The sequence below is a fragment of the Youngimonas ophiurae (nom. illeg.) genome, from assembly GCF_049803795.1.
Lineage (GTDB): Bacteria > Pseudomonadota > Alphaproteobacteria > Rhodobacterales > Rhodobacteraceae > Thalassobius.
On sequence record NZ_JBNAGJ010000003.1, the window covers coordinates 162,062 to 183,789 of the forward strand.

19 protein-coding genes are annotated in these 21,728 nt (G+C 64.3%); 10 read left to right on the forward strand and 9 right to left on the reverse strand.

The window, feature by feature from the left end; translation table 11 throughout:
- Positions 1 to 11: 11 nt before the first annotated feature.
- The 3 genes from ACP15O_RS08540 (at position 12) to ACP15O_RS08550 (ending at position 2,611) form a co-directional block, all read left to right on the forward strand.
- Positions 12 to 899, forward strand: a complete 888-nt coding sequence (locus ACP15O_RS08540) for an ABC transporter permease (RefSeq protein WP_425095652.1) — start codon at positions 12 to 14, stop codon at positions 897 to 899.
- Positions 892 to 1,911: a quaternary amine ABC transporter ATP-binding protein gene (locus ACP15O_RS08545; protein WP_425095653.1), complete on the forward strand. Its 1,020-nt coding sequence runs from the start codon at positions 892 to 894 to the stop codon at positions 1,909 to 1,911. Before ACP15O_RS08540 ends, ACP15O_RS08545 begins: the two co-directional genes overlap by 8 nt.
- Before the next feature lie 208 nt (positions 1,912 to 2,119).
- Positions 2,120 to 2,611, forward strand: a complete 492-nt coding sequence (locus tag ACP15O_RS08550) for a hypothetical protein (RefSeq protein ID WP_425095654.1) — start codon at positions 2,120 to 2,122, stop codon at positions 2,609 to 2,611.
- Here the strand turns inward: ACP15O_RS08550 and ACP15O_RS08555 are convergent, their stop codons facing one another.
- Positions 2,612 to 2,980 carry a DMT family transporter gene (locus ACP15O_RS08555; RefSeq protein ID WP_425095655.1) on the reverse strand — a complete coding sequence of 123 codons (369 nt, stop codon included), beginning with the start codon at positions 2,978 to 2,980 and terminating at the stop codon, positions 2,612 to 2,614. It lies immediately after the preceding gene.
- Positions 2,977 to 4,452 carry a UbiA family prenyltransferase gene (locus ACP15O_RS08560; protein ID WP_425095656.1) on the reverse strand — a complete coding sequence of 492 codons (1,476 nt, stop codon included), beginning with the start codon at positions 4,450 to 4,452 and terminating at the stop codon, positions 2,977 to 2,979. The genes ACP15O_RS08555 and ACP15O_RS08560 overlap by 4 nt, the downstream gene beginning before the upstream one ends.
- A 146-nt stretch (positions 4,453 to 4,598) precedes the next feature.
- On the opposite strand from ACP15O_RS08560, the gene ACP15O_RS08565 reads away from it, so the two are divergent.
- The 3 genes from ACP15O_RS08565 to ACP15O_RS08575 all read left to right on the forward strand — a co-directional run bounded on the left by ACP15O_RS08565 (position 4,599) and on the right by ACP15O_RS08575 (position 8,712).
- Positions 4,599 to 6,314 carry an ArnT family glycosyltransferase gene (locus tag ACP15O_RS08565; protein WP_425095657.1) on the forward strand — a complete coding sequence of 572 codons (1,716 nt, stop codon included), beginning with the start codon at positions 4,599 to 4,601 and terminating at the stop codon, positions 6,312 to 6,314.
- 129 nt (positions 6,315 to 6,443) lie between these two features.
- Positions 6,444 to 7,562, forward strand: coding sequence for an amidohydrolase family protein (locus ACP15O_RS08570; RefSeq protein WP_425095659.1), 1,119 nt, complete (start codon positions 6,444 to 6,446; stop codon positions 7,560 to 7,562).
- The gene (locus tag ACP15O_RS08575) at positions 7,519 to 8,712 is read left to right on the forward strand and encodes a cytochrome P450 (RefSeq protein WP_425095661.1); all 1,194 of its coding nucleotides are present in this window, start codon (positions 7,519 to 7,521) and stop codon (positions 8,710 to 8,712) included. The genes ACP15O_RS08570 and ACP15O_RS08575 overlap by 44 nt, the downstream gene beginning before the upstream one ends.
- On the opposite strand, the gene ACP15O_RS08580 is transcribed toward ACP15O_RS08575, so the two are convergent.
- Positions 8,699 to 11,467: a non-ribosomal peptide synthetase gene (locus ACP15O_RS08580; protein WP_425095662.1), complete on the reverse strand. Its 2,769-nt coding sequence runs from the start codon at positions 11,465 to 11,467 to the stop codon at positions 8,699 to 8,701. The genes ACP15O_RS08575 and ACP15O_RS08580 overlap by 14 nt on opposite strands.
- Positions 11,468 to 11,707: 240 nt before the next feature.
- On the opposite strand from ACP15O_RS08580, the gene katG reads away from it, so the two are divergent.
- Positions 11,708 to 13,882 (forward strand): catalase/peroxidase HPI, encoded by a 2,175-nt coding sequence (gene katG, locus ACP15O_RS08585; RefSeq protein ID WP_425095663.1) that lies wholly within the window; start codon positions 11,708 to 11,710, stop codon positions 13,880 to 13,882.
- On the opposite strand, the gene tolA is transcribed toward katG, so the two are convergent.
- The 6 genes from tolA to ACP15O_RS08615 are packed head-to-tail and all read right to left on the reverse strand — an operon-like array spanning position 13,879 to position 18,565.
- On the reverse strand, positions 13,879 to 14,673 hold the full coding sequence (gene tolA, locus ACP15O_RS08590; RefSeq protein WP_425095664.1) for a cell envelope integrity protein TolA: 795 nt from the start codon (positions 14,671 to 14,673) through the stop codon (positions 13,879 to 13,881). The two genes, katG and tolA, sit on opposite strands and share 4 nt — an antisense overlap.
- Entirely contained in the window at positions 14,670 to 15,041 is a 372-nt protein-coding gene (locus ACP15O_RS08595) for an ExbD/TolR family protein (protein WP_425095665.1), read from the reverse strand. Before ACP15O_RS08595 ends, tolA begins: the two co-directional genes overlap by 4 nt.
- 1 nt (position 15,042) lies before the next feature.
- A complete protein-coding gene (locus tag ACP15O_RS08600) occupies positions 15,043 to 15,408 on the reverse strand; it encodes an ExbD/TolR family protein (RefSeq protein ID WP_425095666.1) in 366 nt (121 codons plus the stop codon).
- A gap of 3 nt (positions 15,409 to 15,411) precedes the next feature.
- A complete protein-coding gene (locus ACP15O_RS08605; protein WP_425095667.1) occupies positions 15,412 to 16,050 on the reverse strand; it encodes a MotA/TolQ/ExbB proton channel family protein in 639 nt (212 codons plus the stop codon).
- On the reverse strand, positions 16,047 to 16,424 hold the full coding sequence (locus ACP15O_RS08610) for a hypothetical protein (protein ID WP_425095668.1): 378 nt from the start codon (positions 16,422 to 16,424) through the stop codon (positions 16,047 to 16,049). The genes ACP15O_RS08605 and ACP15O_RS08610 overlap by 4 nt, the downstream gene beginning before the upstream one ends.
- 35 nt (positions 16,425 to 16,459) lie before the next feature.
- Positions 16,460 to 18,565 (reverse strand): TonB-dependent receptor domain-containing protein, encoded by a 2,106-nt coding sequence (locus tag ACP15O_RS08615; RefSeq protein ID WP_425095669.1) that lies wholly within the window; start codon positions 18,563 to 18,565, stop codon positions 16,460 to 16,462.
- 224 nt (positions 18,566 to 18,789) lie between these two features.
- Here ACP15O_RS08615 and ACP15O_RS08620 point away from each other — a divergent pair, with 224 nt between their 5' ends.
- From ACP15O_RS08620 to ACP15O_RS08630, 3 genes are read left to right on the forward strand one after another with little or no spacing between them, the layout of a single operon-like run.
- On the forward strand, positions 18,790 to 19,836 hold the full coding sequence (locus ACP15O_RS08620; RefSeq protein ID WP_425095670.1) for a hemin-degrading factor: 1,047 nt from the start codon (positions 18,790 to 18,792) through the stop codon (positions 19,834 to 19,836).
- Positions 19,833 to 20,675 carry a heme/hemin ABC transporter substrate-binding protein gene (locus ACP15O_RS08625; RefSeq protein WP_425095671.1) on the forward strand — a complete coding sequence of 281 codons (843 nt, stop codon included), beginning with the start codon at positions 19,833 to 19,835 and terminating at the stop codon, positions 20,673 to 20,675. The genes ACP15O_RS08620 and ACP15O_RS08625 overlap by 4 nt, the downstream gene beginning before the upstream one ends.
- Positions 20,676 to 20,678: 3 nt before the next feature.
- A complete protein-coding gene (locus ACP15O_RS08630) occupies positions 20,679 to 21,728 on the forward strand; it encodes a FecCD family ABC transporter permease (RefSeq protein WP_425095672.1) in 1,050 nt (349 codons plus the stop codon).

The following is a 21,728-nucleotide window of genomic DNA, read 5'->3' on the forward strand; positions in this document are numbered from 1 at the left end:
GGAGAGAACTTATGGAGTTCTTTACTGAATTTCCCGCGCTCGGGCGTTCGGATCTCAGCGCCCTGCGGCGCGGAATCGACGGCGGCTTTCGCGAGTTCACCCGCACCTGGGGCGAGGCAATCGAGAGCTTTTTCAACCCGCTTCTCAAGTTTCTGGTCTGGTTCGAAAAGCTCTTGCAGGCGACGCCCTGGCCGATTGTCATCCTGATCCTGGCCACTCTGGCCTGGGCCGGGTCGCGGTCCTGGAAAATCACGCTGGGCAGTGTGCTGGCCTTTCTGGCCATCGGTTTCCTGGGCATGTGGGAGGACACGATGTCCACCCTGGCGATTATCTCGGTTGCGACGCTGGTGTGTATCGCGGTGGGCATTCCCCTGGGGATTTTGATGGCCCGCTATGATCGCGCCCAGGGGATTATCACCCCGGTTCTGGACATCATGCAGACCATCCCCAGCTTTGTTTATCTGATCCCGGTGGTGATGCTGCTGGGCATTGGCAAAGTGCCGGGTCTGCTGGCGGTGTGTATCTATGCGTTGCCGCCGCTGGTGCGTCTGACGAACCTGGGGATCCGGCTGGTCGATAAGGACGTGATGGAGGCCGCCGAGGCCTTTGGCGCCTCAAGCCGGGAAAAGCTTTTTGGCGTGCAGATCCCGCTGGCGCTGCCCAATATCTTTGCGGGTATCAACCAGACGATCATGATGGCGCTGTCGATGGTGGTGATTGCCTCGATGATCGGGGTGCAGGGGCTGGGCGTGCCGGTGCTGCGTGCAATTTCCAATCAGTATCTGGCGCTGGGGCTGATGAACGGTCTGGCGATTGTGGCGCTGGCCATCATCTTTGATCGGGTCAGCCAGACCTATGGCAAACGCCTGCAAACCTATCGGGAGGCCAACCATGGGTGACGTGAAAATCTCGATCCGGAATCTGTATAAGATTTTCGGCAAAAACCCGGAAAAAGCGCTACAGAAAGTGCGCGATGGCATGGGCAAACCCGCGCTGCTGGAGCAAACGAACCACGTGCTGGGCCTTCAGGATATCAGCCTGGACATCGAGGCCAACAAGCTGCAAGTGATCATGGGGCTGTCGGGGTCGGGCAAATCCACGCTGATCCGTCACCTGAATCGCCTGATCGAGCCGACAGCCGGTGAAATCTGGGTGGATGGCCAGGACGTGATGGCGATGAACGCGCAGGATCTGCGCGATTTGCGGCGGTTCAAAATGTCCATGGTATTCCAGAAATTCGCGCTTCTGCCGCATCGCACGGTGATTCAGAACGTCGAATACGGGCTGGACATTCAGGGCGTGGACGGGGACGAGGCCAAGCAGCGCTCGGCCAAGTGGCTGGATCGCGTGGGCCTGTCGGGCTATGAAAATTACTATCCCGGTCAGTTGTCGGGCGGGATGCAGCAGCGTGTGGGGCTGGCGCGCGCGCTGGCCACGGATGCCGATATCCTGCTGATGGACGAGGCATTTTCCGCGCTGGACCCGCTGATCCGGACCGACATGCAGTCCATTTTGCTGGAGTTGCAGGAGGAACTGCACAAAACCATCGTCTTCATCACCCACGATCTGGACGAGGCCATGCGGATCGGGGATTCGATTGCCATTCTGCGCGACGGGGCTCTGGTGCAATCGGGCGACGGGCAAGAGATCGTGCTGCGTCCGGCCGATGACTACATTGCCGAATTCACGCGCGAGATCAATCGCGGCCGGGTGATCCGGGTCAGGGCTCTGAAAACTCAGATAACCGGGGCGCCGCCCGCGGGCGAACCCCTGGCCGAGGGCACCCCGCTGGAGGATGCGCTTGCGCCTTTGACGGCCAGTGCGGATCAGGCGCTGCCGCTGCGCAATGCGGCGGGGCAGATCACCGGGCAGGTCAGCCTGTCGGATGCGGTCAAGGCGCTGCACAGCTAAGCGCGCATTGGCATGACGCGTATTGGCATGGGGCGCAGCGGATCGCCCCATGCTCCCCGCGTTTCTTGGCGCGCCTGCGGGCGCATCAAAGAGTCGCGCCTGTTTTGCGAAAAACGTCACGAACCGCGGCGGTTCAACCGATGGACGCAAGTCCGATTGCCCATTAATATGCGCGCATATTTTCCCAAGACCATTGCAACAGAATTGAATGAACGATCACAATTCGGGAGGTGAAATGCTGCGCAGTGCCTTTGTTGAAGAGTTCCAGTTCACCTATATTCTGGCCAGCCCGCCTTTCTCGCTTGAGGAACTGCATGACCTGCTGGCCGCGGTTCCGACGGACCCGATCCCGCCCAGGTCTCTTAGTCCGGTTCTGCTGGATTTGCGCGAAATTCACCTGAACCGGATTTCCGAGGTAGATATTCGCCGGCACACCATGCGCAAAAGCGCGCTGGATCCGCGCCTGACCAGCCTGCCGGTGGCCTATGTGGTCCGCGATCTTGAGGATTACTCGGTCGTGCGCATGGCCATCATGTTCTCTGAACTGTCGCAGGTCAGTGACGAACACCGCTCTTTGATCACTCAGCATCTGTCCGAAGCGGTTGCCTGGCTGGCGCAGCTGACCGGCACGGGATCAAAGGGCGGCGCCCCCCGCCTGAACGAGGCCCAGCTGCGTGCGCATATGCAGACGCCAGGCTGATCAGGCCGCGCGCGCCATCACCAAAAGCCCCAGCACGATCAGCCCCAGCCCGGTCAGGCGGGCGGGGTTCACCGGCTCGCCCAGAAACAGGATGCCCGAGGCCGCGACCATCACAAAGCTCATGGCGACAAAGGGATAGGCCAGCGACAGATCCAGCTGTCGCAGCGCGAACAGCCACAGCACCGTGCCCACCCCGTAGAGCGCCAGCCCCAGCAGCACGAAGGGCGAGAACAGGAACGCCATGGCCTTGGTCAGCAGGGTGGCGGTTTCGGGCAGATCCACCCGCGCCACCCCGTATTTAAAGGCCGTCTGCGCAATGGCCGACAGGGACACGCTGACGAAAACGGTGGCAAAGACGGCAGGGGTCATAGGGTGCTCCAGTCGAGGTTCAGATAGCGGGCCAGCACGAATATGGCGATGACAAGCAGCCCGGTGATGCGGCTGATTTTATCCTTCATGGCAAAGACGACAGGATCGTCGCCCACTTTGCCTCGGGTCGCCCACATCCAGGTGCGATAGGTCCAGAACATCATCACCGGGATCGCCAGCCACAGCAGCGCGGGGGTATTGTAGCGCGTGACCACCTCGGGGCTAGAGACATATTCGGCCAGCGTCAGCAGCGACAGCGCCCCGTTCGCGATGCCAAAGGTCTGCACCACCGTCATATCCGAGGCCCAGTAATTACGGGCGGGCAGGCGGGCATTGCCGACGGCTTTGGACAGTTCGATATAGCGTTTCAGATAGGCCAGGCTGAGGAAAAAGAACATCGAGAACGTCAGCAGCCAGGGGCTGGGAAACGTCCCCAGCGCCGCCGCCCCCGCCACGATACGGATCGTATACAGCAGCGCCAGCGCGATCACATCCACGGTGGAATAGGCCTTGAGCACAAAGGAATAGGCCGTGGTCAGCGCCAGATAGCTGAGCAGCACCAGCCCAAAGGGCACCCCCAGCACGCCAAACCCTACCAGGCACGAAATCAGCATCAGCCACCCGGCCTGCAATATCCCGGTGCGTGGCCGCAGATGCCCGGCGGCAAAGGGGCGGTTCTTCTTGGTGGGATGGGCGCGGTCGGCCTCGATGTCCAGCACGTCATTGACCAGATAAACCGACGAGGCACAGAGCGAAAACACCATCACCGCCAGCAGCGCGTTCATGATGCTGGCGGGGTCGGTATACAGATGCGCAAACAGCAGCGGCACCAGCACCAGCGCATTTTTCGACCATTGATGCGGGCGCATGGCGCGGCGGATCGCGCGGCCTTTGCCCGGCCGGTCCGAGGGGCCGGGGGTAAGCGTGACGTGATCGGCCTGGGCGGCCAGATCCCGCGCGGCTGATGGAATACGGGCAAATCCGCGATAGGCGGCAGCGGCCCAGATCGGCAGATCGGCTGTGGAATCGCCCAGATACTCGAACGGGGCGGTGCCGGTCATGGCGCGGATTGCCTCCAGCTTGGCGGGGCCTTTCAGGTTGCGGCCCGGCTCGGAGGCCAGAACCGCATCGAACAGGCCCAGATAGGCGGCGACCTCTTCGGCGGCGGCGCGGTCGGCGGCGGTGGCCAGGATCACCTGCCGCCCCGCCCGCCGCGCGCCTTTGATATAGTCCAGCACCTGCGCGTTATAGGGCAGCAGATCGACACGCAAGCCGACCTCGGCCCACAGGCTGCGTTTCAGCCCGCCCAGCCCGTCCGCGCGCCAGGCCCGGAACCCGCGCAGCATCGCCCGAGGCGAACGCATTCCCCGCGCCAGCATTTCCTCGGCCATATCGGCATGGACCAGCGTTCCGTCCAGATCGACGAACAGCGGCACCGAGGCCGAAGGGGTATGCGGGGGAACAGACGTCATCATTCAATACCATTGTTGCCAAAAAACGCGGATCAAAACAGCCAAATGACCATTCCGGCGTAATTGTTTCAGCTTCTCTTTGCGCTGACCGGGGCCAAGCGGCTACGTTACGTCACATAGATATGCCCGATTATGCGAGACACCCGGTGAGTTATACGAGCAGATTTGACAAAACTTCGGCGGCATTGTGCTTTCTTCTGTTTTTTGTGGCCTTTGGGGTGCGGTTTTTTGCGGCGGACTATGGGTATTTCCATGGGGACGAACGCATAAACGAGGCCGCCAAGGTGCTGACCGGCCAGCTGGTGCCGGGGCAGCATTTCTATCCGCCTTTCATCAACTATCTGAATGCGGTGGCGCTGGCCGGGCTGTTTGCGGTCGGGCGGGTGGCCGATTGGTGGGGCGGGGCCGGGGAATTCCGGGCGCAGTATTTCGCCGATCCTACCGTGTTTTACGTGACGGCCCGGATGGTGACGGCGCTGACGGGCGCGCTGCTGGCGCCGCTGTTTTATGGCGTGGCTCGCGCCGTGGGGCTGGACCGGGGGCGCAGCGTGATTGTGGCTCTGGTCGCGGTTCTGTTTCCGCTGGGCGTGTTCATGGCGCATATCGCCAAGGGCGATACCGGGCTGGCAACGGCTCTGGTTGCGGTGATCTGGGCGCTCTTGATGCGGGTGCAGGGCCATCGGCGCTGGGACTGGGCGCTGGGGCTTTTTGTGGTGCTGACGCTTAGCTTCAAGCATTCGGCGGTGTTCATTCTGGCGCCGATGGGGCTGGGGCTGCTGGGGCTGCTGATACAGGCCGAAGGGGCGCGCCCCGCGCTGCGCTCGTTCGGGCGGGCTGTGTTGGTGGTGCTGGTGCTGTGGCCGGTGCTGAACATCGGCCTGCTGATGGATTTCCGGAACTTTCTGGATTACCAGCGCATTCAGGCGGTGATGTCCCTGCGCACGGGCGCCGAGGGCCCGCAGGCCGGGCCGATCACATTGCTGCACCGGGCGATTGAAATCGTTTTCGGCATGAACCCGGCGATGACGGTGGGTGCGGTTCTAACGCCCTTGATGCTGTGGCGCACGCGCGGGCGGCCCTTGCGCGGGGCGCTGTGGACGGTGTGGCTGTCTTTGGCGATTGGCACGGTGGCCGTGGCGCTGATGGCCGGCCCGCGCCAGCCCGAGCACCTGTGGATCGCCAATTTTGCCGGTTTCCTGCTGCTCGCAGGGTTACTGCTGATCGAGCTGACCGAACAGCCTGCCGTCCTGCGCCGCGTGCTGGCGGCGGGGGTGTTCAGCGTGGGCCTGATGCTTAGCACCTATGGCACCTATGTGGTGCTGAAACAGGCGGCCGCCCAGCCCATTCAGCAGGCGGTGGGGGGGTATTTGCAGGCCCGCTATCCGGATCGCAAGGTGCTGACCTCGATGGCGCTGACGATCCCGCAACAAAAAGAGGCGCAGGGCTTCGAGCTGGACCGGATGGCGCGTCTGGCCCGCAAATATAACGTGGATCTGCCGGACATGGCCTCTGAACGGTTGATCCTGCACTCGGCGCAGGGGGCGGTGTATTTCGTCAACATGCCCGGCGTGATGTACGGGCTGGAAAACGTGGACGAGAACGCCATTGACTATGAGGTCAAGGCCCACGCCTGGCCCCTGCAAAAAGAGGAATGGCAGCTGGATTATTGGCTGGAGCAAGGGTTCAGCGTGTTTTCCGTGCTGGATTTCCAGACCTATGCCTATTCATCCGAGCCCGAAATCCGCCGCGCCTTTTTTCAACGGATGGAGAAAGACTGCGCCATGGTGCAGGCCTTCGCCCCCAGCAAGCCGCTGTTTCTGGAACGCGAGGTGGTGATTTTCGACTGTGCGGCGGCGAGCTAGCGCTGGAACCGGGCAAAGAGAGGTAAAATTCACCAGAGGGGCGCGGAGGGGCTCGGGGAAATTGCGCTATTGGGTGTTCTGTGGCTATCATCGCGGGGACGATACGGATTTTATAGCAAAGACTTCATGATGAAATCGCCTTTTTATACGGACCTTCAGGTCCAGATTGCGGCCTTGGGGGGAATGCATAACGCGCATATTCACCTGGACCGGGCCAACACGCTGGCCGATGGCTATGTGGATCACGGGCGGGTCCATGTGCTGGAAAGCTCGCATATTTCGCTCCAGAAAAAACACGCGCTGATCCGCACGGTGCACGAGGGGCCGGCCTATGATCCCCCCGATCTGGATCGCCGCGCGCGTGAAACGATTGATGTGATGGTAGCGGCCAACACGCGTCTGGCCGACACGATGGTGGATTGCACGGCCGACAGGGTGGGCACCCATGCGCTGTCTCAATTGATGGACCTGGCCGCTGAGGTCCGCGATCAGATTCAGATCCGCTGCGCCGCCTATACGCCTTTGGGGTTCCGCAACAGCGAGCCCGAGCGCTGGCGCATCTTCGAGCAGGGCGTGCAAATGGCCGATTTCATCGGTTCCCTGCCCGAGGCCGACGACGTGCTGGATTACCCCGACAATATCGGGTTCGAGGAACATTGCGTGCGGATGCTGGATCTGGTGAAACGCACGGGTAAATTCCTGCATGTGCACACCGATCAGATCAACTCGCCCGGCGAGGACGGGACCGAACGCCTGATCAAAGTCATGCAGCGCGAAACCGGCCGGTTAGAGGGGGCAGACGGGCAGCCTTTGGTGTGGACGGTGCATATGATCTCGCCCTCCACCTATGACGAGCCCCGCTGGGAACGCTTCGTTCAGGATATGCTGGCGCTGAATATCGGGGTGATCTGCTGCCCGTCTGCCGCAATCGGAATGCGGCAGCTGCGGGCGATTGCGACGCCTATGTATAACTCGATCCCGCGGGTGCTGGAACTGGCCGAGGCCGGGGTGCCGATCCGTCTGGGCTCAGACAATATCGCGGATATGTGCTCGCCCTCGACCACCGCCGACATGACCGAGGAAGTGTTCACCCTGTCGGCGGCGGTGCGCTATTACCGACCTGAAATCCTGGCGAAATTTGCGGCGGGCGCGGCGCTGAGCCCGGACGAACGCGCCATCATCCGTGAACATCTGGACAGAAATAATGAAGAAATGGCGAAGCTGGTTCAGCGGTTCGGCCCGAAATAACGCGCCGCAGCTGCCGGTCGATCTGGCGGATGCGGCGATGTGGGCCGATCCCGCGCCGGTCTGGGCCTGGCTGCGGGAAAATCAGCCCCTGGCCCAGGTGGCCTCGGGGGGGTATGTGCTGACGCGCCACGCGGATATTGTGCAGGCCTTCGGTAATCCGGCTCTGGGCAATCAGCCGTCGCGGTTTTCGGTTCTGGCGGCGCGCAACCGCGGCAAAAGCACCGCTGCCGCCGTGGCCGCGCATATTCCGCCCTTTCTGGATAAACCCGAACATGTCCCCGCGCGGCAGGCGGTGTCGGGGGCGTTTCATGCGGCCTTTAAGGGGGCGGAAACCTGGGTGCCGGAACTGGCCGAGGCCCGCGTTGCGGCGCTGGCCGGGCAGCGCTTCGATCTGATTGAGCATCTGGCCCAGCCCTTTGCCTGTGCGGTGATGGCGCGGTTCATTGGCCTGCCAGAGGATCGCGTGATGATCAAACAGGCCACACAGGGGTTTTTCCACCTGTTTGCGCCGATCACGGATCGCGCGCGCTTCGGCCAGGTGAATACCGCGCTGGAGAGCGCCCGCGCGGCCCTGTCTGCGGCGGCGGAGCAGCCCCCCTCGGGCAGTTTTCTGGCGCATCTGCGCGGCGCAGGCGTGACGGAGAATGCGCTGCTGGACAATGCCCTGCTTGTGCTGGCCGATGGGGTGGAAAACATCGAGGCCGGGATTGCCACGGCGCTGGATCTGACCCTGCGCCATGCGGATCGGATTGCCCCGGACAGCCCGGTTCAGGCGCTGGTGTCCGAGTCCCTGCGCCTTGCCTCTCCGGCGCAGGTGATCGCGCGGGTGACCCGTACGCCAATGACGCTGCATGGGGTTGATCTGGCCGAGGGCGCGCCGGTGTTTCTGGCGCTTGGCGCGGCCAATCTGGACCCGATGGCGCATCCCGATCCGCTGCGTTTCGATCCGAACCGGACGGGCGAAGAACCGCTGCTGTTCGGGCGTGGGCGGCATCGCTGCATCGGGGCGCAACTGGGGCTGTTGCAGATCTCTGCCATGCTGAAGGCGTTGCGCGCGGCGGGGGCTATGCGCGTGGATCAGGGCCCCGTGCACTGTCACGCGCGGTTCGGCCACCGCTGGCCTGTGGCGATGCGGGTCAGTCTGGCTTGACCACCCGGACCAGACGGTAAATGCCCGTGCGGCGACCGTTCAGGAAATATTTGAATCCGTCCTCAAGCAGGGAAATACGCATCAGATACCAGCCGGGACGATGGGGCGCGCGGGCCAGCAGCGTCAGATCCTGACACCCCCCCGAAGCCAGAGCCGTGGGGAACCGGCTGATCGCCTGACGCGGGCCAAAAACGCGCCGATACCAGGGATAACGCGGGCCGCGCCACAGCAAGCGGGGCCCGATAAAGGCCACGGCGCAGCCCAGGGCGGATGTGTCGCTGGCCGGCCAGGGAACCGGGCTGCGGTTGGTGGCGGTGACTGGCAGCTCGTAGGTGGAGCCAGCCGTCAGAACGCGCGGCAGACGGCTGCGCAGGCGGATGTGGCCCCGCCAGCGGGCCTCGCGCGCGGGCTGGAGAATGTCCTCGCGTTTGGGAAAGCGCGGCGGCCTGCGCCCGTCGAGAAAGGGCCGCAGCTTTGCCGCCACCGGGGCAAAGGCCCTGGGGGTCATGGCCTGTTCGTGATCTTGCGGGATATGATGCATGATGGCTCCGTTCGGATAGGCATCATGCAGGGCGCGACCGGGCCGGTCGAACCGCCCAAAGGGGGAAAACCAGCGCGAATTCGTCCAGATAAAGACCATCGGCAGCGGCGTCTGATGCGGGATTTCCCAATCGACCGACAGGAACAGATCGGGTGTGCGCCCCTGCCTGCCCAGCAGTCCGGCGACGCGGTGCATGAGCCCCGCCCCTTCGCAGAACCCGCCCAGAACCAGACGGCCCTGGGGGTGCAGGGCCTGGATGTCCCTGGCGATCAGCCTGGCGATCCGGGCCTCGCCGCCCAGCTTTGCGCGCCCCCCATGCAGCAGCGAGCGCAGGATATAGAACGGGCGATCCGCGCCCAGCGTCTGGCTGAGCCGATCCGCCTGAGCGCGGTCATTGACACCGAAGAAAACCGGCACTCCGGGGGCATCCGCATTGCGCAGGATCAACAGACCGTTGGGGCCTGCGCGCGTGCCGGGCCAGGCCGAGGTAGCGGCCAGAATGAAGCGTTCAGCCGGGTGTCTGGCCTTTTGCGGGGCGGGGTGGCTGTCCAGCCGGGTGACCAGATCCCCAAAGCGCGGAGCATCGAACAGCAGGTTCGGCGGCAGCGGGCGCCCCAATGCCTTTTCCAGCGCGAGCAGGAATTCCGTGGCCGACAGGCTGTCGCCGCCATCGTCAAAGAAATCGCTGTCTGTGGATGGGGCCGCGCCGTCCAGCGTCCGGGCCCAGACGCGGGACACGGTTTTCGCGGTGCCCGTCAGCGGCGCGGGGGGCGGCAGCGTGGGGTTTGTTTCCATCTGCGCCAGCGCCAGACGGTCCACCTTGCCTGAGCCCAGCCGGGGCAGATCGTTCAGAAGGCGCACCTGCCGGGGACGTTCGAATTCGGCCAGCTCTTGCGACAGGTGGCGCAGGATGTCGGCCTCGGTCAGCCCCGGCGCGGTGACGCTTAGCCCGACATGCTGGCCCAGGGTTTTATGCGGCAGGGCATAGGCCACGGCCTGGGTGACGCCGGGCAGGCGCAGAGCGGCCCGCTCTACCGTGAGAGGCGAGATTTTCTCACCTCCGCGATTGATGATCTCTTTGAGCCGGCCAGTCAGGAACAGCCGGCCCGCCGCGTCCAGCCGGCCGGTGTCGCCGGTCCGCAGCCAGGGGCCGTGGCGGGGGGTATCGGTGCCCTCGTAGCCGGCCATCACGCTGGGCCCGCGCACGCAGATTTCGCCCTCGGGGACGGGGGTGCCGTTTGCGTCCAGAATGGCCAGCTCGGCCCCCGCCGCCCGCCCGACCGAGCCGGGCACGCGCGCGCCCGGTGGGCGCGGGTTCGAGGCAATCTGCCCGGCGGTTTCAGTCATCCCATACATCTGGATCAGCGGGGTTCCGGCCAAGAAACTCTCGGCTTTGGCCTGCATTTCGGGGGACAGATCGGCCGAAACCATACGAACAAAGCTAAGCTGCGCGCCGATCCGCGCCCCGGTGTGCGAATCCCAGTCCGACAGGCAGCGCGCCAGCATCGTGGGTACCAGTTGCAGCCAGGTGCCGCGCCCGTTCAGAACCGCGTTTTGCAGATCGGCCGGGGTTTTGCCCGCGCTGGCACAGACCGATCCGCCCGCCAGCAAGGGCGCCAGCAACAGATCCACCAGGGCGCCGATATGGAACACGGGCAGGGCCGAAATGGCGCGATCCTCTGGCCCCAGTTCCAGCGTTCGGGCGATATTGCGGGCCGAGCCCATCAACGCCTGCGCGCTTAGGGGCACCCGTTTGGGCTGCCCGGTCGAGCCCGAGGTCGTCAGCACCAGGCCGGGCGGGACATCGGCCTTTGCGGGGGGCAGAAACAGCGAATCTGGCAGGCCATCGTCCACCGGAGCCGCCGGAATCCCCAGATCGCGGGCCAGGGTCTGAAAATCGGAATGAAAGAGCAGCAAATCGGCCTGCGCGTCCTGCAATTGCCGCCGCAACTCGGCCTTTGGCAAAGCGGGGTTCAGCGGCAGAACCGAGCAGACCTGCGTCAGGCTCAGAATCAGCGCTGCGGCCTCCAGCCGGTCGGGCAGAATCAGCGCCACGCGGCGGCCCGCCAGCCTGAGCGCATTGGCCCGATGGGTGATCTGACGGACCCCGAGCGCAAGCGCGGCGGCCTGGGTGACCTGGCCGTCTGCCTCGATCAATGCGGGCGCAGAGCCGCGCGATTCTAGCGCTGTCAGGAAGCCGTCCCAATCCGTCATTGCAAAACCTGGATCTTAAAATGCTGATCTTTTTTGCCCAGCCGGGCCGGGCCGGTCAATGCGCAAGGCCGATCTGGCGGGGGAATTCGTGTGGCCTGGCATCGGAATGGACGGGGATTGGATATGTTATAAGTAAAAATTATCAAATATTACAAAAAGTCCAATTTTGAATTATTCCAAACTCTTGCTACCCATAGTCATGCACAGGGCAAACCCTGCTCGTCAAAAGCGGAGAGTGACATGGACGGAAATGATATTAACGAGACCGGCAAATGCCCGGTCATGCATGGTGGGAACACGATGTCGGGGGGCTCGGTGACCAGCTGGTGGCCGCAATCTTTGAAGCTGGACATCCTGCACCAGCACGACAGTAAAACAGACCCGATGGGCGCCGATTTCGACTATCGAGAGGCGGTGAAATCGCTGGATGTCGAGGCGCTGAAGACCGATCTGAAGGCGCTGATGACCGACAGTCAGGACTGGTGGCCGGCCGATTGGGGGCACTATGGCGGGCTGATGATCCGGATGGCGTGGCACTCGGCCGGGACGTACCGTCTGGCCGATGGGCGCGGCGGTGGCGGCACCGGCAACCAGCGGTTTGCGCCGCTGAATTCCTGGCCCGACAATGCCAGCCTGGACAAAGCGCGCCGCCTGCTGTGGCCGATCAAGAAGAAATACGGCAACGCGGTCAGCTGGGCCGACCTGATGATCCTGGCGGGTAACATGGCCTATGAAACCATGGGGCTGGAGACCTTTGGCTTTGCCTTTGGCCGCCCTGACATCTGGCACCCGGAAACCGACATCTACTGGGGCGCCGAGCAGGACTGGCTGCCGCCCTCGGACACGCGCTATACCGATGTGTCCAAGCCCGACACGCTGGAAAACCCGCTGGCGGCCGTGCAGATGGGCCTGATCTATGTGAACCCCGAAGGCGTCAACGGCCAGCCCGATCCGGTTAAAACCGCCGCGCAGGTCCGCGAAACCTTTGCCCGCATGGCGATGAACGACGAAGAAACCGCCGCGCTGACCATCGGTGGCCACACCGTGGGTAAGGCGCATGGGAACGGCGATGCGGGGGCCCTGGGGCCGGATCCCGAAGGCGCCGGAATCGAGGCGCAGGGCTTTGGCTGGGACAATCCGAACATGGGCGGCAAGGCCAGCCAGGCGGTGACCTCGGGGATCGAGGGCGCCTGGACCTCTGAGCCGACGGTCTTTGACATGGGCTATTTCGACATGCTGTTCGGCCACGAATGGGAATTGCGCAAATCCCCCGCCGGGGCCTGGCAGTGGGAGCCCGTGGACATCAAGGAAGCGGACAAACCCGTCGATGCTTCGGACCCGTCCAAGCGCCACAATCCGATGATGACGGATGCGGATATGGCGATGAAAGTGGACCCGGTCTATAACGCGATCTGTCAGAAATTCATGGCCGATCCGGCCTATTTCAACGACACGTTCGCCCGCGCCTGGTTCAAGCTGACTCACCGCGATATGGGGCCCAAAACCCGCTATATCGGCCCCGATGTGCCGGCCGAAGATCTGATCTGGCAGGATCCTGTTCCGGCAGGGGCCACGGGCTATGATGTGTCTGCGGTGAAGGCGGATATTGCCGCTGCGGGCCTGAGCCTGTCCGAGATGGTCAGCACCGCCTGGGACAGCGCGCGCACCTATCGTGGCTCGGATATGCGGGGGGGTGCCAATGGCGCGCGGATCCGTCTGGCGCCGCAAAAGGACTGGGCCGGGAACGAGCCCACCCGTCTGGCGCATGTCCTGTCCGTGCTGGAACCGATCGCGGCCAAACACGGGGCCAGCGTGGCCGATGTGATCGTGCTGGCCGGTAATCTGGGGGTCGAACAGGCCGCCAAAGCCGCCGGTTTCGACGTGGATGTGCCCTTTGCGCCCGGTCGCGGCGACGCCACCGATGAGATGACGGATGCGGATTCGTTCTCTGTGCTGGAGCCGCTGGCCGATGGTTTCCGCAACTGGCAGAAACAGGACTATGTTGTCTCGGGCGAGGAACTGCTGCTGGACCGTGCTCAATTGATGGGGCTGACCGCGCCGGAAATGACCTGCCTGATCGGCGGAATGCGCGTAATGGGCACCAACCACGGCGGGACGTCCCATGGGGTGTTCACTGACACTCCGGGCGCGCTGAGCACCGATTTCTTCGTCAACCTGACCGATATGGCCTATAAATGGGTTCCGGCGGGCGATGGCATCTATCATATCCAGGACCGCGCGTCCGGCGATGTGAAATGGACAGCCACCCGCGTGGATCTGGTGTTCGGGTCGAACTCGATCCTGCGCTCCTATGCCGAGGTCTATGCCCAGGACGATAACGCGCAGAAATTCGTGACGGACTTCGTGGCCGCCTGGGCCAAGGTGATGAACGCAGATCGCTTCGATCTGGCCTAACGGTTCACGAATTCAAACGAGAACCTCGCCTTTCCTTTGGGCGGGGGAGCAAAAGGGGCCGCGCGGCGGATGTGATCCAGCGCCGCGCGGTCCAGCACGTCCGAGCCCGAGCTGCGCACCACCCGAACCGAGCGCAGGCCTCCGGAGGGGGCGATTTCGAACCCCACCAGCACCTTGCCGCGTCCCTTCACGCGTTTTTTGCGGATTGACCGGATTTTCCGCACCACGGAGGCGCCGTAACTGGCCATGGATTGCTGCGACCGGGGCTTGGCCGAGGGCGGCTGCTTGGGCGTCTGCCCGCTGACTTTCGTGTTTTTCCGGGCGTTCTGCCCATCCGCATTACCGCGCACCGCATTGCGCTGCGCATTCCCCTGCGCCACGGCTGGCCGGGTCTTTGGCGGGCGGGTGCTGGGGGGCTGTGCGGCGGTCAGCTTTTGCGGGCTGGGCGGCGTCGCGGCGGTTGGGGGCGGTGTGTCTGACAGGGGCGCGGTGCTGGCCGTCGCCGGCCGCAGAGGGGCCGAAACCGCAGAGGTCTGCGCGGCCCGAGGCCGGACGGGCGAGGCCACATCAGCGGGCTGGGCACGCGGGGCCTGCGGCGATACGGGGCTGGCCACGCCCGCCGCCAGATCCGCAAAATCATTCCCCAGCAGCGGGATTTCGGGCGGGGCCTCTTCTCCGCCCGCGGGCATCTGAAACGATGGGCCGGACATCCCCACCAGCACCGCCGCGTGCACGGCCCCCGACAGCAGAACAGCCGCCAGCGCCCAGGTTTTCGCAGCTCTTGCGCTCATTGTGGAAGCCTCTCGGCAATCAGGCGGATTTCCTTGGCGCCCTGTTTGGCCAGCGTCTGCGCCGTTGCCACCAGGGCCGCCGCGGGTGCGTCTCGATCCGCCAGAATCCGCACCGCGCCCTGACCCGAGCGTTGCGCCAGATAGCTGGCGGCGGAGTGCCCGACGGGCCATTCCACCCGGCCATCCGCGCGCAGAAGAACGATGTTTTCCAAGGGGGTCGAGGGGCCCTCGGGGAGGCTGATCAGCCGCACATCCGCTGGCGGACGATCCGCGATCGTGCCCGCGACGATAAAGAACGCAAGCAGCAAAAACACCACGTTTATCAAGGTGATCGTCGGCTCCGAGGCTTTGCGGCGAAAAGGTTTCATCTTAGCCAAGCACCTGTAGGCCAATGCCCGGAACCGCCTGTAGCTGCGCCAGCAGCGAGGCCAGTGCCTGGCTGGTGACAGGGCCGGACAAAGAGATCAGCACCTTCGGCTCGGGGCCGCCCAGATCCTGAATGCGCTGGGGCAACTGGGCCAGGGGCACAGCGCGCCCGTTCAGGCTGATCTGCTCAGGCGAAAGGCGCAGGAATACGATCCGGCTGTCCGCGAAACCACCGCCAGCGGCCTGGCTGGCGGTCAGGGGCAGATCAACCGTTCGCGTGAACGTAGAGGCCAGCATGAAAAACATCAGCAGCAGGAAAATCACGTCGATCAAAGAGGTCATGGACAGGCGGCGCCGGCGAAAGGCCATGGGTCAGGACTCGGGCGGGATGGCGGGGCTGCACAGGGTTTCGACCATCAGCGCGGCGGCCTGGGATTCGCGCGCCAGGCGGCTCTCGGCCCAGGACAGGAACAGCGAAACAGGCATGGCCACGCCCAGCCCCATCGCGGTGGTCAGCAGCGCCACCCAGATGCCGCCGGCCAGTTGCGCCGGATCCACATGCGCGCCGCCGGTTTGCAGGGTCTGGAAGGCCTGGATCATGCCCAGAACGGTGCCGAACAGCCCCAGCAGCGGGGCGGTCTGCGCGATCGCATCCAGCAGGCGCAGCCCGGTTTCGGCGCGCGCTGTGTGGGCCTCGGCCTCGGTCATCAGGCGCGATTTCAACGGAGAGGGATCGGCGGCTTTCATGCCGCGCAGCGCCAGTTTTTCCAGCGTATTGCGCGCGTTTGCCAGTTGCGATTGCGCCTGTTGGGGCTGATTTTGCCCCCACAGGGTCAGGGCGCGCTCAAGCCGTTTATGCGCGCCGATCCGCAGCGCCCACAGATGCCACAGTTTCCACAGAATGGCCGCGCCCGCCAGCACCGATACCGCCAGCAACAGCCCAACGACCCAGCCGCCAAGGGCGATAAATTCCATCAGCGCATCATGCGCGGACTGTAGCCAGAATGTCATCCCGTCACCTCGATTCCGTCCACGCGTGAGGCGGGGACAAGCGCGCCCATACAGGCGTTTTCAGCCAGCTCGGCCCCCTGACAGGCATGAGCGCCATTGATCAGGATCTGCCCGACCGAGGCGCAGTCCGTCCCCGGCAGATCAAACTGACGCACGCGCGGTTTGCCCTGCGGCAGGGTGCGGAAATCCAGCAAAAGCAGCCGGTCCACAGTGCCGCTTGCGGTGAAGATCACCGCCTCCAGTACCATCGCGTCCAGATCCGTGCCGATCTGGTTTTCGGCCAGAAAGCTTAGCCGGCAGGCCCCTTCGGCGGGGGCGGCCCCGGCCAGGGTCAGGCTTAGCCGCGCGTCCGAGGCAACAACGGGGGACGCCAAAGCGCCCCCCATCCATGCGGCAAGGAGCGCCCCCCTTACCATGACACAGCCTTTGCCAGCGTGACTTTGACATTCCGGCCCAGCCCGTTATCCAGCGACAGGTTGTTGCGGTATTCCTTGTCGAACAGGTTCTCGACCGTCAGGCCCAGTTCCACGCCTTTCCAGGTGCCTTCCTGCGGCTGCCAGCTGACAAAAACGTCATGCAGCACATAGCCATCGCCCGAGGTCGTCGAAGACGAGGTGGTGATGTCGTCATAGGCCTGCACCCGCCAGCCCGCGCGCACGCCCTGCACCGGGAATTTGGCCCCCAGGGTCAGCGCGATGTTCTGTGCGGGGGTGTCGGCCAATGTCAGATCGGTGGATTTGTCGCGCGATTTGACGTTGGAATAGGCCAGCTGCGCGAACCAGCGTTCGGCCTCATAGGCGGCTTCCAGCTCGGCGCCCCAGATCTCGGCCCGGTCCACGTTGTAGAAATAGGGCACATCCGCCGACCCCGAGGCATTCGCCGCGATCAGGTCTTTCATATCGTTGTGGAACAGGGTGGCCTTGGCGGTCAGGCTGTCGCCAGTGGCCCAGACATCGCGGCCGTTATAGGCCAGGCCCAGCTCGATCGTGCGGGCCTTTTCCTTGTCCAGGGACAGGCTGGGGGTCCGGCCCGCCGCGCCCACGCCATCGCTGGAGTATAGCTCGTCCAGTGTCGGCATCCGTTCGGTGCGCGCCAGCGAGCCAAAGACGCTGACGCTGTCGTTCAGCTTATAGATCGCCGCGATCGAGGCCGAGCTGGCGGTGTCGGTTACGGTGTCCCCGCCATTGGCCAAGGCATCGGCATCGGGGGTTTGCCTGACGTGATCGAACCGCATTCCGGGCGTGATGGTCAGCCGGTCATTCCAGATGAATTCGCCTTGCAGATAGACGCCAGCCTTTTTCTCGGTCCCGCCGGGGTGGAAGCCCAAAGCGCCCACGCTGGACATCGCATAACGATCCTGCGAGGACACCTGCGCGCCCAGCGTCAGGTAGTTTTCCCAGGCGCCCTGGCTGAACTCGATGGTGTTTTCCAGCTTGGCCGACAGGGTTTCATAATAGACCTCGTTGTCGCACAGAACGGCGAAACGGCCAGGCATACAGTAGAACCCCAGGGAAAAATCGCTGCGCTCGGTCGAGGTTTTCGAATAGCTAAGCTGCGCCGTCAGATCCAGCCACGGGGTGCCCGCGCCTTCGTGGGCATAGGTCAGCGTGGCGGTGTCGTCGATGGCGTGCAGATCGGCGGTGCCGAAGAAGCTGGCCACCGCGCCCCCGGTCTGCGCGACGGCGGCGTCCTCCAGATCGCTATCGGTGCGCGACAGGCTCAGCGTCAGGCGCTGATCGTTCTGCGTGCCAAAGTAATAGTTGCCCTTCAGCAGGCCAGACCAGCGCTCGCTTTCGGTGCCGGCCAGATCCACGCCCGCGCCGTCCTGTTTCGTACCGCTGGTGCCGCGCGTGATGCTGGCCAGCACGTCGGCGTTTTCCCCGAATTTCTGCGCAAAGGTCAGCGAGCCGATCTTACCCCCGCCGTTGCTGTCATAGCTCAGCTTCCCTTTGACGGTGGTGCTGGCGCCTTCGGGCAGGAAATCGGCGGCATCCTTGGTGGTGAAATTCACCACACCGCCGATGGCCCCCGTGCCGTACATGGTGGACGAGGCCGGCCCGCGCAGAACCTCGACCCGCTTATACAGCTCGGGATCGCCAAAGAACGAGCCCGTCCGGTATTGTTCAAAGAACTTCACCGCGCCGTCCACGGTAACGATGATCCGGTTCTGGCTGCCGGCCTGTTCAGCGTTGCCGATGCCGCGAATGTTGAACGCTTGCCCCAAAGCCCGCGCCGAGGCCCCGGCGGCCTGGACCCCCGGCACATTGGCGAACAGATCGCCAATGGCGCGGGGCTGCTCGCGGTCCAGGTCTTCTTGTTCGACGACTGTCACCGCCTGCGGTGTGTCGATTGCCACTTTGGGGGTGCCCCAGCCAAAGATCATCCGGCCCAGCATGGTGAAGCCGCTGTCTTGTGTGTCCTGAGCGATTGCCGGTGCGGGCAGGGCGGCGGCCAAAGCCACGGCCGTGACGCTGCCCCATAGCCGCTGACGTGCGGCCGAGTTTCGAGTTGCCATAGTTATACCCTTCGTGTGCTCTGCAAGAGGGCTGGCACAGGGCTGGCGGCAGAATCTGTCTTGATCTCTCTGGGCGGGTCGGTATATATCCCGACAAAACAAGTCAAGTATAATCTGTCCGGCCCTTAGGGCATCCTGCGGCGGATAAACCCGACACACATAGCGCCCAGCCAGGGATTCGTCCTGCGCCAGACATGCGTTGCCCTTCCCTAAAGGAGAACGATATGGCTGCCGATGGCTCTGGCCCCCAATCCCCGATGACTCCCGCTCAGATACGCGCGCTGCGCGAAGAGGCGCCGAACCTGCGCGCGCGGGATTTTTCGCATCAGTACAACCTGGCCGAGGCCGAGCTGGTGGCCGCGCAGGTCGGGCATAACGCCACGCGAATCCAGGCGCATCCCGACGATCTGATGCCTCTGGTCGGCCAATTGGGCGATGTGATGGCGCTGACCCGCAACGAAAGCTGCGTGATCGAACGGCGCGGGGTGTACGAGGATTATCACTCGGGCGGTCACGCCCAGATGGTGCTGGGCAAAGAGATCGACCTGCGGTTTTTTGCCCGCCATTGGGTGTCGGCCTTTGCCGTGAGCGATGGGGATAAACGCTCGATTCAGGTGTTCGACGCGGCGGGCGATGCGGTGCATAAAATCCACCTGAAGCCCGAATCCGATGTGCCCGCCTTTGACCGTCTGGTCGAGGCGCTGAAACTGGACGATCAGTCCGACGTGATCTTGCTGGAGCCCCGCGCCCCCGTCGAGGCCGCCAAGGGCGATCCCGCAAAGGCCGACACCCTGCGCGCCGAATGGGACAGGCTGACCGACACGCACCAGTTCCTGCGCCTGACGGCCAAGCTGAAGATGAACCGCCTGGGCGCTTACCGTATGGCGGGGGCACCCTATGTGCGGGCCCTGCAACCTGGCGCGGTGAACGGCTTGCTGGAACAGGCCGCCGCGCAGGCGATTCCGGTGATGATCTTTGTGGGGAACATGGGCTGTATCGAGATCCACGGCGGCACGATCGAAACGGTCAAACCGATGGGCCCCTGGATCAACGTGCTGGACCCGCGTTTTAACCTGCACCTGCGCGGCGATCATATTGCCGAGGTCTGGCTGGTTGAAAAACCCACCAAGCAAGGCCCCGCCATCAGTGTCGAGGCCTTTGACGCCAAAGGCGGGCTGATCCTGCAAATCTTTGGCTCGCGCCGGGATGGGGGCATCGCGGAATTCAACGCCATGGTTGCCGGCTTGCCGGGTCTGGAGGGTGCGCAATGATCCGTGCTTTGATTGCAGCGGCGGCGTTGCTGGCGACGCCGGCCCTTGCCGATTCTCCGCAGCGGGTGGTGTCCCTGGGCGGCGCAGTGACCGAGATCGTCGTGGCCCTGGGGGCGGGCGATCTGCTGGTGGGGCGGGATTCGACCTCGACCTATCCGGCGCAGGTGCTGGAACTGCCGGACGTGGGCTATGTGCGGGCGCTGTCCCCCGAAAGCGTGCTGTCGCTTGGCCCCGATCTGATCCTGGCCGAGGCCACCGCCGGCCCCGCCGAGGCCATCGAGGTGCTTCAGGAAACCGGCGTTGGCTATGTCGCGCTGCCCGAAAAACTGACGCCCGAGGGCGTGACGCAGAAAATCGCGCTGGTCGGGCATGTGCTGGGCCGCGAGGCCGAGGCGGTTGCGCTGACCGCAGAATTCGAGGCCCGCATGGCCGAGGTTCGCCGCGCCGCCGCGCAGGTCCAGACCCCCAAACGGGTGCTGTTTGTGCTGTCCTTGCAAGGGGGGCGGGTGATGGCCGGGGGCGCGGGCTCGTCGGCCGAGGCGATCATCCAGCTGGCCGGGGGGGTGAATGCCGCCCAGGGCTTTCACGGATATAAACAGATGACGGACGAGGCCGTGCTTCAGGCCGCCCCCGATGTAATCTTGATGATGGACCGGCGGGGACATCTGGCAATCACTCCCGAGGATATTCGCTCGCATCCGGCGCTGTCGGCAACTCCGGCGGCCATGAACGGCGATATTCAGCGCCTGGACGGAATGCTGCTGCTGGGCTTCGGTCCGCGGACGCCTCAGGGGGCGCTGGCGCTGAATCGCGCACTCTATGGCGCGGCGGATAGCTGAGCCATGAGCGATACCGCCTGTTCCGTGCCCCTTGGGGGGCGTGCCTCCTTGCGGCTGGTGCTGCTGGCGCTGCTGGTGGTGGCGATGATCGGCTCGGTCTCGACCGGGGCGTCGGGAGTGTCGCCGCTGACGATGTTGGGCGATTACCTGTCGGGCGCGGGGATCAGCGCGCGCGATCACGTTGTTCTGATGAATATCCGCCTGCCGCGTCTGGCGATGGGGCTGCTGGTGGGGGCGGCCCTGGCGGTCAGCGGCGCGGTGATGCAGGGGTTGTTCCGCAACCCGCTGGCCGACCCCGGCATCGTGGGTGTCAGCACCGGCGCCGCATTCGGAGCCGTATCCGCCATCGTGCTGGGGGGGATGCTGCCGGCGGCCCTGTTGTCGCTGGGGCAATATATCGTCCCCGTCGCGGCCTTTCTGGGGGCCTGGGGCGCTGTCGTTGTGCTGTACCGGATTGCCACGCGCGGGGGGCAGACCTCGGTTGTGGTGCTGCTGCTGGCGGGGATCGCTCTGTCGGCGCTGGCGGCGGCAGCCACCGGAGTGCTGGTCTATATGGCGGACGATCAGCAATTGCGCGATCTGACCTATTGGCAGATGGGATCGCTGGCCGGCGCAAACTGGAGCAAACTGACCGTGGGCGCGCTGCTGATCCTGCCGACGCTGCTGTTGGTGCCCCGGCTGGCGCGCGGGCTGAACGCGCTGACCCTGGGCGAGGCCGCCGCCGCGCATATGGGCACGGATATTCAAAGGTTGAAACGTCTGGCGATTCTGGGGGTTGCGGTGCTGGCCGGGGCCTCGGTGGCGATGGCGGGGGTGATTGGCTTTGTCGGGATCATTGTGCCGCATTTGCTGCGGATCTGCGCCGGTCCCGATCATGAAAGACTGCTGGTGGATGCGGCGATTTTGGGGGCGGCCCTGCTGGTGGGGGCGGATATGATCGCGCGGCTGATCCTGGCTCCGGCCGAGCTGCCGATAGGCATTGTAACCGCTTTTCTGGGCGCGCCCGTGTTCCTGTGGATCCTGCTGCGTCGCCGTAGTTTCGGGGGGATCTAG

Bases quoted from the DNA above. Each gene is read 5' to 3' on its own strand.
- ACP15O_RS08615 (WP_425095669.1), bottom strand. From the start codon at position 18,565: ATGGCAACTCGAAACTCGGCCGCACGTCAGCGGCTATGGGGCAGCGTC.
- ACP15O_RS08625 (WP_425095671.1), top strand. From the start codon at position 19,833: ATGATCCGTGCTTTGATTGCAGCGGCGGCGTTGCTGGCGACGCCGGCC.
- katG (WP_425095663.1), top strand. From the start codon at position 11,708: ATGGACGGAAATGATATTAACGAGACCGGCAAATGCCCGGTCATGCAT.
- ACP15O_RS08595 (WP_425095665.1), bottom strand. From the start codon at position 15,041: ATGAAACCTTTTCGCCGCAAAGCCTCGGAGCCGACGATCACCTTGATA.
- ACP15O_RS08580 (WP_425095662.1), bottom strand. From the start codon at position 11,467: ATGACGGATTGGGACGGCTTCCTGACAGCGCTAGAATCGCGCGGCTCT.
- tolA (WP_425095664.1), bottom strand. From the start codon at position 14,673: ATGAGCGCAAGAGCTGCGAAAACCTGGGCGCTGGCGGCTGTTCTGCTG.
- ACP15O_RS08570 (WP_425095659.1), top strand. From the start codon at position 6,444: ATGAAATCGCCTTTTTATACGGACCTTCAGGTCCAGATTGCGGCCTTG.
- ACP15O_RS08555 (WP_425095655.1), bottom strand. From the start codon at position 2,980: ATGACCCCTGCCGTCTTTGCCACCGTTTTCGTCAGCGTGTCCCTGTCG.
- ACP15O_RS08605 (WP_425095667.1), bottom strand. From the start codon at position 16,050: ATGACATTCTGGCTACAGTCCGCGCATGATGCGCTGATGGAATTTATC.
- ACP15O_RS08550 (WP_425095654.1), top strand. From the start codon at position 2,120: ATGAACGATCACAATTCGGGAGGTGAAATGCTGCGCAGTGCCTTTGTT.
- ACP15O_RS08620 (WP_425095670.1), top strand. From the start codon at position 18,790: ATGGCTGCCGATGGCTCTGGCCCCCAATCCCCGATGACTCCCGCTCAG.
- ACP15O_RS08545 (WP_425095653.1), top strand. From the start codon at position 892: ATGGGTGACGTGAAAATCTCGATCCGGAATCTGTATAAGATTTTCGGC.
- ACP15O_RS08540 (WP_425095652.1), top strand. From the start codon at position 12: ATGGAGTTCTTTACTGAATTTCCCGCGCTCGGGCGTTCGGATCTCAGC.
- ACP15O_RS08600 (WP_425095666.1), bottom strand. From the start codon at position 15,408: ATGGCCTTTCGCCGGCGCCGCCTGTCCATGACCTCTTTGATCGACGTG.
- ACP15O_RS08575 (WP_425095661.1), top strand. From the start codon at position 7,519: ATGAAGAAATGGCGAAGCTGGTTCAGCGGTTCGGCCCGAAATAACGCG.
- ACP15O_RS08630 (WP_425095672.1), top strand. From the start codon at position 20,679: ATGAGCGATACCGCCTGTTCCGTGCCCCTTGGGGGGCGTGCCTCCTTG.
- ACP15O_RS08560 (WP_425095656.1), bottom strand. From the start codon at position 4,452: ATGACGTCTGTTCCCCCGCATACCCCTTCGGCCTCGGTGCCGCTGTTC.